This is a genomic window from Gottschalkiaceae bacterium SANA, assembly GCA_036323355.1.
Classification (GTDB): Bacteria; Bacillota; Clostridia; order Tissierellales; family GPF-1; genus GPF-1.
Genome location: AP028876.1, coordinates 1,049,980 through 1,063,121, shown reverse-complemented (window position 1 = coordinate 1,063,121; position 13,142 = coordinate 1,049,980). Strand labels below are relative to the sequence as shown.

Here is a 13,142-nt window from a genome sequence, read left to right as displayed (position 1 = left end):
CAGAAAATTTTCTGGGGCGTTTCATATGCAACAGTTACCATCTACTTGTAAAAGCAAACGATTATGATAGTATTACCCTTTGATTTTTCTATACTTCTGCTTACTACTTCTAGGTTTATCTGGTATCGTCATTTCAACATACCCTAATTCTATAGCAGGCAGCAAATAATTATCTCTAAATGTAGGTCTATGTTTAAGTTCGACCAAGTTCATAAGTTCTATTGTGCTTAATGGTTCTCTTCCCATCACTCCCAATAACTTCGATACTTGTTCGGTTACTTGTACCGTCACTTGTTCGGTTTGTTGAAGGTCAAGTAGCGCATCATAAATGACTTGTAACAAGAATTCTATAAACTTAGCAGAATCTGCTTCCTGATCACACCGACCTAAAACTTTATAGTATTGATCCTGTCTATCCTTAATCAAGGATTCAACAGGAAGCCAACCAAATATTTTTTTCCATTTATATAGAATCAAAGTCTGCCACATACGTCCCATACGTCCATTACCATCTGCAAAAGGATGTATGAATTCAAATTCGTAATGGAATACACAACTTTTAACTAGTGGATGAACTTCTGTCGTCTTCATCCATTTTAATAATTCACAGATTTGCTCCGATACCAAATGTGCCGGTGGTGCCATATGAACAAGTTGCTCACCAGCAAAAACACCCACACCACCACTACGAAATCTCCCAGCCTCCTTAGTGAGTTCATTCATCAATACTTGATGAGCAGTTAATAATGAATCTACCTGAAACGGATTAAGTTCCAGAAGTTTCTCGTAAGCTTCATAAGCATTCTGAACCTCACGAATATCTTGACCTGGACCTAACACGCGTCGACCATTTACTATGGCTGTTACTTGATCAATAGATAATGAATTATTTTCAATTGCCAATGATGCTTGAATTGTTTTTATTCTATTCTCTCTTCGCAATCTAGGATTGATTTCATTTCTTTCATTCATAGTTATTCTTGTTATCAGCTCCATGATATCTGCTACTAAAGTCACTGTTTTTTCCGTTATTGAAAAAGGTGGTTTATATGACATGGGTCGCCTCCTTATTAGACTTGTATTAAGTATACCGTACAAGTCATTAAATTTAAATAACGAAATCCACTACAATCAAAAAAACTGATCTCAACATTTGAAATCAGTTTTTGTATCGATAGAATAATGAATTATTCCATCCTTTGAAATCCTTTTATAATTGACTGTGTGCGATCTCCCTATTCAAGAAGGCATACGCTTCCCTCATTTGTCTTAACACCGAGCCAGTGAATTCATAACGATCATTGAGTAAATTATTGCTGGTTCCCTCAAAAACAGCATCTTTAATTGTATGCTTACGTTGATCCGAAAACAACACTCCTAGATTGGTACGCAATCCATCATCCTCGATAATCTTAAGTATTTTCATCTGCGGTTCTTTAAAACAACCTCTGAGCTCTTGAACTCTTTTTTAACCTCAAATTCCAGGTTCTGATTTAATGACCGTAGGCCCTCATAGAAATGCCCATCAGTTTCTTTAATCATTTTATGTATCGCTGATTATGATGCAGGAACCAAAGATGCTCCTTGTCAAAGATACACACCTTCCAGTTTAGTCCTTTACTCTTTATATAATATGGGCAAACTGTACCTATTTGAACTTCATAGACATTAATAGTTTTGCCGTCAATCATTTCAAAATACTTTTTGATGAGTACTCTGATTCTTATAATACAGTGATTTCATTATCATTAAAATATGCATTATCAATGAGAAACTTCTTCAAAGCTAAAGTATCACCAGTGTACATAACAAGCGCAAGACTTTCTTCCGCTCTAGAAGCCAAAACATAAAAAAGTCTGTTCGTCCTACCCAAGCTGCTGTCTCTACCTTCTCTAATGTTCTTTTTATCTGTTATCGTCAGTTCCTTTACACCAAATAGTTTTTCATAGCTAAAGGAGTTCCCGACCGCTTCATCATCGCTAATAATTCCCATAACATGCTTGTATTCAAGGCCCTTGACTCCTTGATGTGTTGCGTAACCAGTAGCATCAGAATAATAATCTGCAAGCATACGTAGTTCTTCAATATTTCTATTGTAAACGCCACACCAAGCAACAGACTTGTTGCTGCTTTTCTCTTTTTCATAAAAATCTAGCAATGCCGACTCAAGATCCTCTGGAATGCTCAATATTTTATTATCATACAAGTATTTGACAAGGGTATATGTTGATATATTCTCTTCAACGTCCATACATGCTTCTCTCATCAACATAACCGTTTCTAAAAAACAATCAAGCCTTTTTTTTATCTCACTTGGATCACCAATAGTAATACTCGAATACCTTTCGGAATATTCATCAAGAATTTGACAGGTACTATATTCATCTCCTACTTCTATCATTTCCATAAGTGGAAACACCTGTTCTGTAAAAAACAACAGTTCCTTTAGGTTTCCCTCTTTAATACTATCTTTGTAAGAACCCACAGAATTGATTGCATTAAAGACTTCAATAAACCCTAATCTATTAGCCGCCATTCTATGCTCTAGAATCAACCTCCGTGAACTCAACTCATTATTGCCCCAATCCAAATCACCAGTTAAGTCAACCATTGCATCAACAACCTTTGTTTCTACCTGATGAATAGATCTTCTGATACCCTCAACAAGAAAGGCATGCACTAGACCATTTGGTTTGTCTTCTCTATTTCTCTGAAATTTCTTGTCACCATTATTTCGTATACTATTAACAAGCTCCACAATGCGCTTCTGTGACCTATGATTCATCTGCTTATCTAGTCTCTCCCAGGAATCCGGTATCTCCCCTTCAAGATTAGGCATCCCATCCATGTATATTCGCTGCATCATATCACCAAATAGTCCTAAAGTCATTTGATGCGACTGCTTTTTCTGCAATTCTAGTAACGCTTCCATTAACGGTTTTGCAGTATCTTGACTTTCATCCACAAGTATAATCGGAAAACGCCCAATAAGAATTTCTCTAAACACTGGCTCTTCATTAATAAAGAATGCACAGATTTTAATCACCTCTGCATGCGTAAGGGAATCAATCGATGTATTATTCCCTGTTGGACTATATATAAATTGAAGAACGCCATTGATCAATTTTAAGCGTTCTTCTTTTTTATTACGCTTACGTATATATCCCTCTTTTGCTGACGCTTTTCGTGCTCTTTCAATCTTATTTTCCAGCACTTCAATATCATTTTTAAGTTGAGTCTTCAGCCACCTTCGAATATCCTCTGTATACCCCTCAATAATCGTCCAGGCAAAGCTATGAATTGTTGAAATATGATAAAGCGAATCAAATTTTATACGACTTCTAATTTCATCGCTCGCTGCATTTGTATAAGTAATAACTGCTACCTGCCGTCCATAGGAATTCATGCCGTTTCTTACGCTTTCTGGAATGTTAGTAAGAAGTTTTACAAGAGATCTGGTTTTACCTGAGCCTGCACCTGCATATAATACAAAACTCTTTGGATTTTCCAGATTAATACACGAAAGTATTTCCTCATCGACCCAATCATCAACATGATTATCAGGAAGTTTTTTCTCATTAAACATTATTATTCAGCCTCCTTCGTGAGCGATTCACTAAGGCTTAGATTCTTCTTTCTCTTGTTTAACTCTTCCTCAATCCACTTCAGGCCTTCTGCAATATACTTCGGGATTACCAAATCACTAAATTTTTCTGCCATAAGTAAGTCCAATGCAAACTCACCTTTATTCCCCTTTTTAATTGCATCAAAAGCACCTTGCATCACATCATCCTTGGAAGACATCTTTGCAGCTTCCTTCAACCCCTTCATCATGCTTCCTCCATCTTGATTTCCAAAGAATTCGATATTATGATAAAAAAGTGCATCCTCGAATGTATTGGCTACAAATTTAATATTCTTCTTACGATGTGTAATGTCAACTTCTCCTTGATAGGCAATTCTAGTATTACCACTTACTTTCTTATCAAAGGACAAACTAAGTAGCTTATCAATGTCATTTTCACAAATAACCCATTTTTTAATCGTTCCATTATTTGTTTGCTGCTTTCCCCCCTTTTGGGGCATTTTTTTTTCCCATCTTCCGTTATCATTTTTTATTGCAGCATCAAGATCAGTAATAATCAATGTAGGTACATTCAATAGCTCAATCAGAGGCTTAAGCCTGTGTGCATGACTGCCACCTATTTCTAACAAAGAAATATAGCTTGTAGACAGTTCACGATAGTGATGCTCTATGAATTGTGGCACCAGCATTCTTTCTGCAGCCCCTTCAACAGCAATAATTCCATCAGCAAAGAAAAGGTCACAATGAGTAGATTTCAAATAGCGCTTAACAAATCTTGTAGTATTATCCCCATTCCCAAAGACCTTAGACAAATTCTTAACTTTAACCATCGGTATCGTCGTAGAATTATTAACTTCAAGACGCTCAAAATACCTTAAATCTGAGAAATCGACTTCATGAGCAATATCTCCAGAATGAGTACTAAGAACCATCTGAGACTTATAATTACAATTCTTACGAAGCCAATCGTCATTCCCTAGTATTTCCATCGCCTTACGGATAAACACCTGCTGAACCTGGCTATGCAGATGTGCCTCTGGTTCCTCAATTAAAACCAGGTGAATTGGTTGAATCTTTAACGCTTGCTCATCCTCATCTTTCTCGACCTTAACTTTTTTTAACCACTCATCTCTAAAACGAATTAGGTGAAACACCATTGAAATAAGATTCTGGTAACCCAGTCCATTGTATTGCTCCGGCAAACGGTATGGTTCATTACCATCCTCCCCTTTAAATCGATCAATCTCATATTGTACCGCTGATCTATGATTCAAGCTAGTTACCGGCTCTACTTTACTAGATAGAACCAAACGCGGACTTGAAACACCAGGATAACCAACATTTTCAAGCTCATTGAAAGGTTCTTCAAAACTTCTCTTCAGTTCGTTATCAAAGGTTTCTTTTGCATTTATAATTGCCATCAAGGCATCTGCATCATCATTACTCGGTCCATCTGTAGGATCTAGAAAATGACTATAATAGCTTTGAAGTTGAGATGAGAGTTTTCCATTGTAGCCTACTTTTTCCTCGTTAGTATCGTTAAACCCTCTCGATGCCGGTATCATACTGATTTTCACAATATTACTGAGTATATCTTTTTTTAACGGTAATGACTTAGATGGTAAGTCAAAACAACGCTCTCCCTCTGGTTCCAAAGCAAGCCTACTACTATCTAATGCATATGTCTTATACTCAAAATAACTCTCTATCCTTTCCTCGATGAATTCTTTAAGATTTCTTGGCCATAACTCAGGCCTCTTCTTACTCTTGGCCTCAATATGTGTTTCTATTTCACTTACTCTATTCTTTTTCTCGATAAAATCTTTAAAAAGATCTTCCAGCTTTTTCGGCATATAAATTGACCTGAAGCCTGCCAACCTACCAAAAGAGCCAATACTTGTAAGTGTACCTTGAAAATGGAAGTATTCACTTGGTATCAATGAAATCCATACATCTAATGTAGGCATTAATTTAATTAAATCTTTTTCATCCTTTTTCAAGTCAATACTTTCATCAACTAACCATCTTTTACCTATTTCGTTAATTGCATCCCAGTTACACAATGAAATGTCAGTACCTGAAAGCTTTTTACGCTCTATGAAATACTGCATCGCAATAATTGCCGAAGTCTTACCACTGTTATTCGCCCCTACAAATATAGTTTGCTTTTCAGAAATTTCGACTTCACATTTTTTTAGTTTTCTGAAATTCTGAATATCTACATATTTTATCTTCATGCTATTCCTCCATACATTGGTTGGTTTGTTAATTATTAATATATTATAGGCATTTAAGCTACCGAGTAAAAAAGTTCTTTTAGGATAATCAAATCAGACCTTGAGGACTACTTTTTCCATATTCCTAGTTTCTGGACTACTATTTTTTAGTATTTGAAAAAACTGCATTTATTTATAGTACAGTTCATGTACTTTATCCTAAATACCGACTCTTGAAATGAATCACATACTGAACTGATTCCTCGTACGTTTAAAGAAATCATTTTACTCCAATCACTTATTCCCACCATCCTCCTGAATCACATCGAGAACAGACCCCAAAGTCGATATGCAAAAAGCGATACCAATATAATCATCATTGTTGAAGCAATTAAATCACCGAAAGTTTTATATCTCTTAAATCGTTTCCAAGAGATGAGCCATTCAACTACGGAAAAAAGGATTATACACACTGAAGCAACATGACCAGAAATTTCTAGGGTCAAACAATAGACTAAAAAAATCACAATTACAATAACTCGTAAAATCCGCTTAGGTGGTGGCGGTGGGTCATCAAATCCTCGTTTTATATACTCCCTCTTCTTCGCTTCTTCAAATGCATAAATTGATTCAAAGATCGTAATGGCTATTATTATGATGCTTAACAAATATGGTACCCACATTTTATTTGCCTCCGTGATCTCTCATTATTTTACCAACGTATACCAGTCCCAATATTTCAGTGTAAAGGTACAAATGACAACGAGTAAAATCGTTGATGCAATCAACTCTCCTGGCTTCCTGTATTCTTTTAATCGCTTCCACGAAGCAAATTCACTTAAAACCGTTATACAAAGTATGCTGATCATGGCTGCATGGGCAGAAAATTCATAATGAAAACTAAAACCATATAGGATGTTTCCTACAAATGCTTTTAAGAGCTTCCCCGGAGGAATCGCTTCATCTTTGTAGTACCACATCTTATATTCTCGAACCTTGGCATCCTCAAATTCATTGATTGCTTCAATTGCTGATACATAGACAACAGCAACCCCCAAAAGATATGGCAACAACATGATTATTCGCCTCCTGCGCATCATCGAGTTCTTTCTTGATTTACAAATTCATCCAACAACATTTTACCACTTATTTGCTATTTAATTCACTATTGTTCCATAAATAATCAAAATTTTTTGTTTTGTTGGATATTTCATGCGAATAATAGCAAAGCCCCGAAAATGATAAATTCATCATTATCAGGGCTTTGCTTATGAAGAATATGCTGCTTCTTTATCGTAGATATGGCGAGTATGGCAAGATGGATTCTGCCAGTTTATCAAAATTCAATGCATTCACCGATTCCAACTCTGAAACAATCGAATTATCAAAGTCTGGGTTCATTGCACCACAGATCGCGCCAGCAATTGCACCAATCGTATCCGTGTCACCACCAAGACTTGCGCTCAAATACGCAGCTTCTCGTGGATCACACTTGGCAAGTTGGATAATGGCAAATACAGCTGGTATCGTCTCAATGGTTTCAAATGAGGCGCCAAGTTCATCGTATACTCGTTCCAATACCCGATGCTTGTTGACGCCTTCCCTGCTCGTCTCTGCTTCGATCATTTGTTTTACTGCCTGCAATCTAAAACGTAGTGATGCCGATGGCGTTTCACAACCAATGTCCTTGGCCGCTTCTATCACTTGATCCGCCAACGACCAAAGATCCTCAACAGACTGTCCACCACTGATCCCATAACTCACACATGCTGCAACAATGGATGCACCGGTTATGGCGATATTGGTGTTATGGGTAGGCATGCAGATTTGATAAACATTTTCAATCAACTGTTGAAGATTTCTATAATCCGACACGATGCCTATGGGAGCGATTTTCATGGCGGCACCATTGGTCGTCCCCCACTTTCCGGTTTCTTCGATTGGAATTCCCTTTTCTAATTTGTCGAGGGCTCGCATAGTCGAAGGACCCGTAACAAGCGCAGCCGTTTCTGAACTCTCCCGCCACTTGATCAAGGATGAAATATAGTTTTGTGCATCTAATGAGCCTTTGCATTCAACGATTGAATTGAGGATCATCACCGTATTGATGGTGTCATCCGTCACACTACCGGCAACCATCTCTCGACCAAAAAAATCATCGGGTGAAGTGGCTTCAAATTTGCTAACACCCGTAGGATATCGCTTATTTATTTTCTCTCGGGTCCACATTTCCGTCGGCATGCCCATGGCATCGCCTAGGGCACAGCCAATCAACACGCCTTTCACTCTTTTCAATAAACTTCGATTTGTTTCGATCATGCTTCCACACGAATTGCTTGCACATCAGCTGTTGATTGAAAAGGAATAATCGTCATCAACTGATCAAGCTCATTCACGGTATCCGTATTTGAAGGAACCACCTCTAGGTATTGATCCGAATTGGTTATTAATATTGGAGTTTCAATGTTATAGCCGAGATCTTGAATTGCTTGTAAATCAAATTCAAGAACAAGGTCACCCTTTTTGACAAGATCGCCTTGTGCCTTTAACTTTTTAAAATATGAGCCTTGCAATTGAACCGTATCTTTCCCTACGTGAACAAGGATCTCAACACCATTGTCTGCTGTAAAGCCCAAAGCATGACCTGTTTCAAAAAAAGTGGTAAGCGTGCCATCGCATGGAGCGACAACTTTTCCTTGGCTCGGGATCACCAGAACCCCCTTGCCAAGAGCACCATTAGCAAATGCAGCATCTTCTGCTTGACTGAGCGGCAAAAGCTTCCCTTTTATTGGTGATACAAGAGATATTTTATTATATAAAGGTCTCAATCTCCCTTTTGATGATACGGACTCACTTTCATCACTATCTTTTAAATCTGTTCCAAAAGTGAAGTAGGTCAATGAAAATGCAACCACCATGGCCGCAGTCGTTGCAACAACTGCAATAATGAGTCCAGTCATGGAAGAATTCTCAGGATTTAAAAAGCCAACAATCCCTAACATTCCCACTGAAATTGCATACATCTTCACATTCAAAGCAGCCAAAACAGCTGCACCTACAACGCCACCCACCATGGAAAAAGCAAAACGTTTTTTTACTGGTAATGTAACACCATAGATCGCCGGCTCAATTATGCAAAACATGCCCGAAATCATGGCTGGAATACAGATGCCTTTCATTTTCTTGGATTTTGTTCGCATATAAACAGCGAGAACAACCGCCGTCTGTGCAAACGATGCGGTGAAAATCATAGGTAAAATATAATCACTGCCGGTTGCAATGTAATTGGTGATTGCCAATGTTATCAACGGCCAGTGCAAACCAAGAATAACAAGCGGCTGATAAACAAAAGCTACAACAATTGCTGTCAGAATTGGTGAAATATCATATAGCCCCGTTACTGCAGCGGTGATAATCAGTGAAGCAAAATTTGCAATGGGTCCAATCACTAATATCACGATGGGTGCAGCAATCATCAGGGTTAAAAATGGAACCAGTGTAAATCCAACAATATCTGGGATCCGCTTGTTCCAAAAATGCTCGACCTTTGATGCAAAATAGTTAGCTAGGATAATTGGAATTACCGATGATGCATATCCAGTTACAGGAAACATAATGGGGATATTGAAGAATGTTTTAAATATTTCCGTTTGAAAAATTGTCCCTGTAAATAAGGTATAGGCAACCTCTCCGCCAGCAAGACTCTCTGATATGCCAGGAAAAACCATAATACCGCCAATTAGCATGCCCAAATAACCACTCATGTTAAATGCTTTGGCACTTGTGTAACCTAAAATAATTGGGAAAAATTGAAAGAGTGCATTGCCCATGGCATGTAACAAAACATAAGCGCCATCTGTCGGTTGCAGAACACCAATTGCAGTCAACAAGGCAAGGGTACCTTGGATCAATCCGGTCGCGATTAGTACGCTCAAAACTGGGGTGATCACCTTTGTAATAATATCAATGATATTATTAAGTACGCCTTTTTTTGCGATAACTTCCACTTGTTCATTTGGATCTAAGCCAAGTTGACTCACCAAAGTCTTATGCACGTTAGAAACATGAGAACCAATCACCACTTGATAGTTTCCACCTGATGCTTGAGCGGTAACAATCCCATCTCGCTCCAGCAAGGCCTTTTCATCAACTAGCGACATGTCTTTTAAAGCAAATCGCAATCGAGTCAGGCAGTGGGTGACCGTAATAATATTGTCTTCTCCCCCAATATACCGAATAATATCTTTTGTTAGTTCCTCGTACTTCATCATAAATTCTTCCTCCAAATCGTTATAGTTTTGAAATTGAAGGTCTAGCCAACTGAATGTTACTACCCTAAAGCCACACAAATCGTGTCGCTGATCCCAGCATCACGTCCTTTCTGTATTTTTCTCTTACCAGTTCCATTTTGAATTGATTATTGTTGAAGCAAGCGTTTTGGATTTTTTGCAACCACCCTTGCGATATGAATCGTTAGATATAGTTTTTCTTCATTGGACATGGTGTAGTGGTATTTTTCTTGAATATAATGTCCGATTCGCATGACACAGAGATAGGCATCTGGATACTTTTCGCGAATTGTTTCCAATAAATTATCGTCGTTTTCATCTGCATAATTATTGAGGTTGATCAGCCGTTGCGCAAAAAATTTCAAATGTGTAACGAATCGATAAAAATAGACGGATTCTTCATCAAATTCAATCTTGAAATAGTATTTCACAATGCTTGTGATCTCTTGCATGACACTTGTAATCTCATACATATTTTCTGTCACTTCGTCCATTTCTGCATTGACGATATGCAAAGCAAGAAATCCTGCTTCATCATTGGGTAGCCGAATATCAAAGCTTTCTTCAACCATATCAAGCGCCCGAATACCAATTTGATACTCGTCTGCAAAAAATCGCTTGATATCCCATAGCAAAACATTTTTCACTGCAATTCCAGCTTTATGTCGCTCGATTGCTGTGTGTAAATGATCGGTCAATGAAATATAAATACTGTCATTCAACTTCTTTCCCAACTTTGTTTTTGCATAAGAAATAATTTCAGCCGAGACTTCCATACTCTCCATCGGAATTTCAGAAATGAGCTCTTGAAATTTACCAGACACGTCTGCCGAAGTCAATGCAAATACTTTTTCGATGTCTTTTTTTGCAACAAAATCTCCCGTTCGCTTGCCAAAAGCGATTCCGCACCCCATTAGGATTTGTTCCTTCCCATGTGCATCTTCCACTACGACAACATTATTGTTTAATACTTTGCAAATTACCACTGATTCACCCCTTCTCTTTAAAATAGAATTATCAATTTTTCCAAATAAAAAAGGCTATACCTTTAATCAAATTAAAGGTATAGCCTGCATGATCAGTAACTATCCAAGTTGTTCTATTAAATAAAGCATATCATTCCGTTTTTTGGAAGTCAACCCACAATTTTTTCATCTCTTTAAACATGACCTCTTGCTTTTTTTCCTGCCTTGTATCACTTTAGCAAAGATTCTCTGGCAAATAATTTAGCTTATCATTCGTTTCGATGAGAGATCTAAGCGCACTGAATATCATGCAAAGAAGGAGCCGGAAGAAAACAAGATCAATTAGCAATTGATTTGAAGAGTAAAACAAATGCTTAAGCTTCCCAAAGCATATTATAAGAGGAATCAATATCCTCTACAATTTTAAAATTTTGCTTGGTATAAAGATGATAGGCCACATTGCTCTTGGTCACACATAAACTGATTTTTGAAATATGATTCTCAATGGCAGTCGTTTTCAATGACTCTATTAAGATACTACCAACACCTTGGCGTCTATACCCTTCAACTACACCAATAACAAGAACGGGAATATCCTCAGAAATATAGCCTCGAATATTTATATCATCATTCCAATACCGAATAAAGGCAGCACCCGCTTTTATTCCATCAATCTCAGCAATAATTGCAAGATCACCCTTCTGATTACCGAAATCTACAAGTATATGTTTGGTATAGTCGTAGGATAGCCCTTCTTCTAGTGATGGCCGCTCATCATCTGCTCGACTCCAAAAAACAGCTTCAAATAGCATTTCTCGTAAAAACTGATCATCCTCTTGATTATATTTTCTACAAATAATCATAACTTAATCCTCCCAGAATAATTCATCGAGTGTTTTACCCAACACCTTACAAATGGCAATGCAAAGTTTCAATGAAGGATTATACTTTCCACCTTCAATAAGACCTATGGTCTGTCTTGTAACACCAATTGCATCAGCTAATTGTTCTTGAGATATATCCCGTTCAATTCTAGCTATCTTTAATCGCTTATTCTTCATCAATCATCCAACCTTCTTCCTAAGCATTCTCGGTTTCCAGATTTTCAATTTGTTTATTCGCTTGTTTCTCCGATTTGTTCACCAGCATTTTCATCATAAAATAAAATGGAAATCCAAACATAACAGCCAATAAAAGTATCCACATAAGCCCAGATGGTTGGAAGCTTCCCTCTACCACAATATGATCCCAAGAAAGAATTAATCCATGGAGGATACTACAAATAACCGCACTTAGCTTTAACCGCTTCAATGAATCCGTCTTATTTTTCTGTGTTCCCCAAATGAAGAGCCCCTTTTTAACGATTTGAAACGAATAAATAGAACCTGGTATCAACCACGCCGGAAAATACCATACAATTTGAAGAACATCTTCGATCATAAAAGCCATCAATAATTCACCAAAAACAAGCAAATACAACGTGAGATGAAAAGTATAGCTCAATATTTTTTCTTGAAGAATTCCTATGCTTTCATCTGGACTTTTTTTAAAAGGAACCTGCAAATGAAGCGTATATCCTACATAATAAAGGATCGAAATGAATAAAATGATGCCCTCTAGCGCACACGCTTTAATTGGATACTGAAGTATGAATCTCTTCATTACCAATGTAGCCAGTACAAGTCCGAGTTCTAAAAATAGAAGTTTGCTAGCAATTCGATTGGTCTCCATTCTTATTCGTTCATCTTTTGATGCTATCGATATAAATAAATCCTTAAGTGTCATCGTCTACCTACCTTTTCTTATGTCTGGCTCCAGAATACTATATATATTGCCTAATGTCAATTATATGTTCCATATGCAAGTTATATCTTACATATTTGATGACTTTAACTGCAAATTCCCACTTCGCATTGCGAATTATCACTACAGTGCTTAATTGCCTCGCCTTTATCCTAAGGTGGCTAGGCAATATGATCCATGTTTTCTCTATTTTGTTATTTCAAAGTAAATCTACCATTCAACAAGTAACTATGGCCGAAAGGGGAATAAATCATCTCTCGAGGATTCTTCCTCATAAGTAAAA

The 13,142-nt window shown here is 37.4% G+C and carries 12 protein-coding genes; all 12 read right to left on the bottom strand.

The window, feature by feature from the left end:
- Positions 1–72 precede the first annotated feature (72 nt).
- Positions 73–1,056 (bottom strand): Fic family protein, encoded by a 984-nt coding sequence (locus AC25CA_RS05075; RefSeq protein ID WP_486815965.1) that lies wholly within the window; start codon positions 1,054–1,056, stop codon positions 73–75.
- Positions 1,057–1,210: 154 nt separating this feature from the next.
- On the bottom strand, positions 1,211–1,426 hold the full coding sequence (locus AC25CA_RS05070) for a hypothetical protein (protein ID WP_486815964.1): 216 nt from the start codon (positions 1,424–1,426) through the stop codon (positions 1,211–1,213).
- Between the two features lie 297 nt (positions 1,427–1,723).
- Complete coding sequence (locus tag AC25CA_RS05065; RefSeq protein ID WP_486815963.1) at positions 1,724–3,586, bottom strand: UvrD-helicase domain-containing protein; 1,863 nt, start codon at positions 3,584–3,586, stop codon at positions 1,724–1,726.
- A gap of 2 nt (positions 3,587–3,588) precedes the next feature.
- On the bottom strand, positions 3,589–5,823 hold the full coding sequence (locus tag AC25CA_RS05060) for an AAA family ATPase (RefSeq protein WP_486815962.1): 2,235 nt from the start codon (positions 5,821–5,823) through the stop codon (positions 3,589–3,591).
- A gap of 299 nt (positions 5,824–6,122) precedes the next feature.
- On the bottom strand, positions 6,123–6,485 hold the full coding sequence (locus AC25CA_RS05055) for a hypothetical protein (protein WP_486815961.1): 363 nt from the start codon (positions 6,483–6,485) through the stop codon (positions 6,123–6,125).
- Between the two features lie 24 nt (positions 6,486–6,509).
- Positions 6,510–6,878, bottom strand: coding sequence for a hypothetical protein (locus AC25CA_RS05050; RefSeq protein ID WP_486815960.1), 369 nt, complete (start codon positions 6,876–6,878; stop codon positions 6,510–6,512).
- Between the two features lie 214 nt (positions 6,879–7,092).
- A complete protein-coding gene (locus AC25CA_RS05045) occupies positions 7,093–8,121 on the bottom strand; it encodes an ADP-ribosylglycohydrolase family protein (protein WP_486815959.1) in 1,029 nt (342 codons plus the stop codon).
- On the bottom strand, positions 8,118–10,073 hold the full coding sequence (locus AC25CA_RS05040; protein ID WP_486815958.1) for a beta-glucoside-specific PTS transporter subunit IIABC: 1,956 nt from the start codon (positions 10,071–10,073) through the stop codon (positions 8,118–8,120). Before AC25CA_RS05040 ends, AC25CA_RS05045 begins: the two co-directional genes overlap by 4 nt.
- A 146-nt stretch (positions 10,074–10,219) precedes the next feature.
- Positions 10,220–11,077, bottom strand: coding sequence for a BglG family transcription antiterminator LicT (gene licT, locus AC25CA_RS05035; protein ID WP_486815957.1), 858 nt, complete (start codon positions 11,075–11,077; stop codon positions 10,220–10,222).
- A 353-nt stretch (positions 11,078–11,430) separates the two neighbouring features.
- Positions 11,431–11,919 (bottom strand): GNAT family N-acetyltransferase, encoded by a 489-nt coding sequence (locus AC25CA_RS05030; protein ID WP_486815956.1) that lies wholly within the window; start codon positions 11,917–11,919, stop codon positions 11,431–11,433.
- 3 nt (positions 11,920–11,922) lie between these two features.
- Positions 11,923–12,117, bottom strand: coding sequence for a helix-turn-helix transcriptional regulator (locus tag AC25CA_RS05025; RefSeq protein WP_486815955.1), 195 nt, complete (start codon positions 12,115–12,117; stop codon positions 11,923–11,925).
- Between the two features lie 19 nt (positions 12,118–12,136).
- Complete coding sequence (locus tag AC25CA_RS05020) at positions 12,137–12,841, bottom strand: DUF6773 family protein (RefSeq protein WP_486815954.1); 705 nt, start codon at positions 12,839–12,841, stop codon at positions 12,137–12,139.
- Between the last annotated feature and the right edge of the window lie 301 nt (positions 12,842–13,142).

Bases quoted from the DNA above. Each gene is read 5' to 3' on its own strand.
- AC25CA_RS05075 (WP_486815965.1), bottom strand. From the start codon at position 1,056: ATGTCATATAAACCACCTTTTTCAATAACGGAAAAAACAGTGACTTTA.
- AC25CA_RS05045 (WP_486815959.1), bottom strand. From the start codon at position 8,121: ATGATCGAAACAAATCGAAGTTTATTGAAAAGAGTGAAAGGCGTGTTG.
- AC25CA_RS05050 (WP_486815960.1), bottom strand. From the start codon at position 6,878: ATGTTGTTGCCATATCTTTTGGGGGTTGCTGTTGTCTATGTATCAGCA.
- AC25CA_RS05025 (WP_486815955.1), bottom strand. From the start codon at position 12,117: ATGAAGAATAAGCGATTAAAGATAGCTAGAATTGAACGGGATATATCT.
- AC25CA_RS05070 (WP_486815964.1), bottom strand. From the start codon at position 1,426: ATGAAAATACTTAAGATTATCGAGGATGATGGATTGCGTACCAATCTA.
- AC25CA_RS05030 (WP_486815956.1), bottom strand. From the start codon at position 11,919: ATGATTATTTGTAGAAAATATAATCAAGAGGATGATCAGTTTTTACGA.
- AC25CA_RS05065 (WP_486815963.1), bottom strand. From the start codon at position 3,586: ATGTTTAATGAGAAAAAACTTCCTGATAATCATGTTGATGATTGGGTC.
- AC25CA_RS05060 (WP_486815962.1), bottom strand. From the start codon at position 5,823: ATGAAGATAAAATATGTAGATATTCAGAATTTCAGAAAACTAAAAAAA.
- AC25CA_RS05055 (WP_486815961.1), bottom strand. From the start codon at position 6,485: ATGTGGGTACCATATTTGTTAAGCATCATAATAATAGCCATTACGATC.
- AC25CA_RS05020 (WP_486815954.1), bottom strand. From the start codon at position 12,841: ATGACACTTAAGGATTTATTTATATCGATAGCATCAAAAGATGAACGA.
- AC25CA_RS05040 (WP_486815958.1), bottom strand. From the start codon at position 10,073: ATGATGAAGTACGAGGAACTAACAAAAGATATTATTCGGTATATTGGG.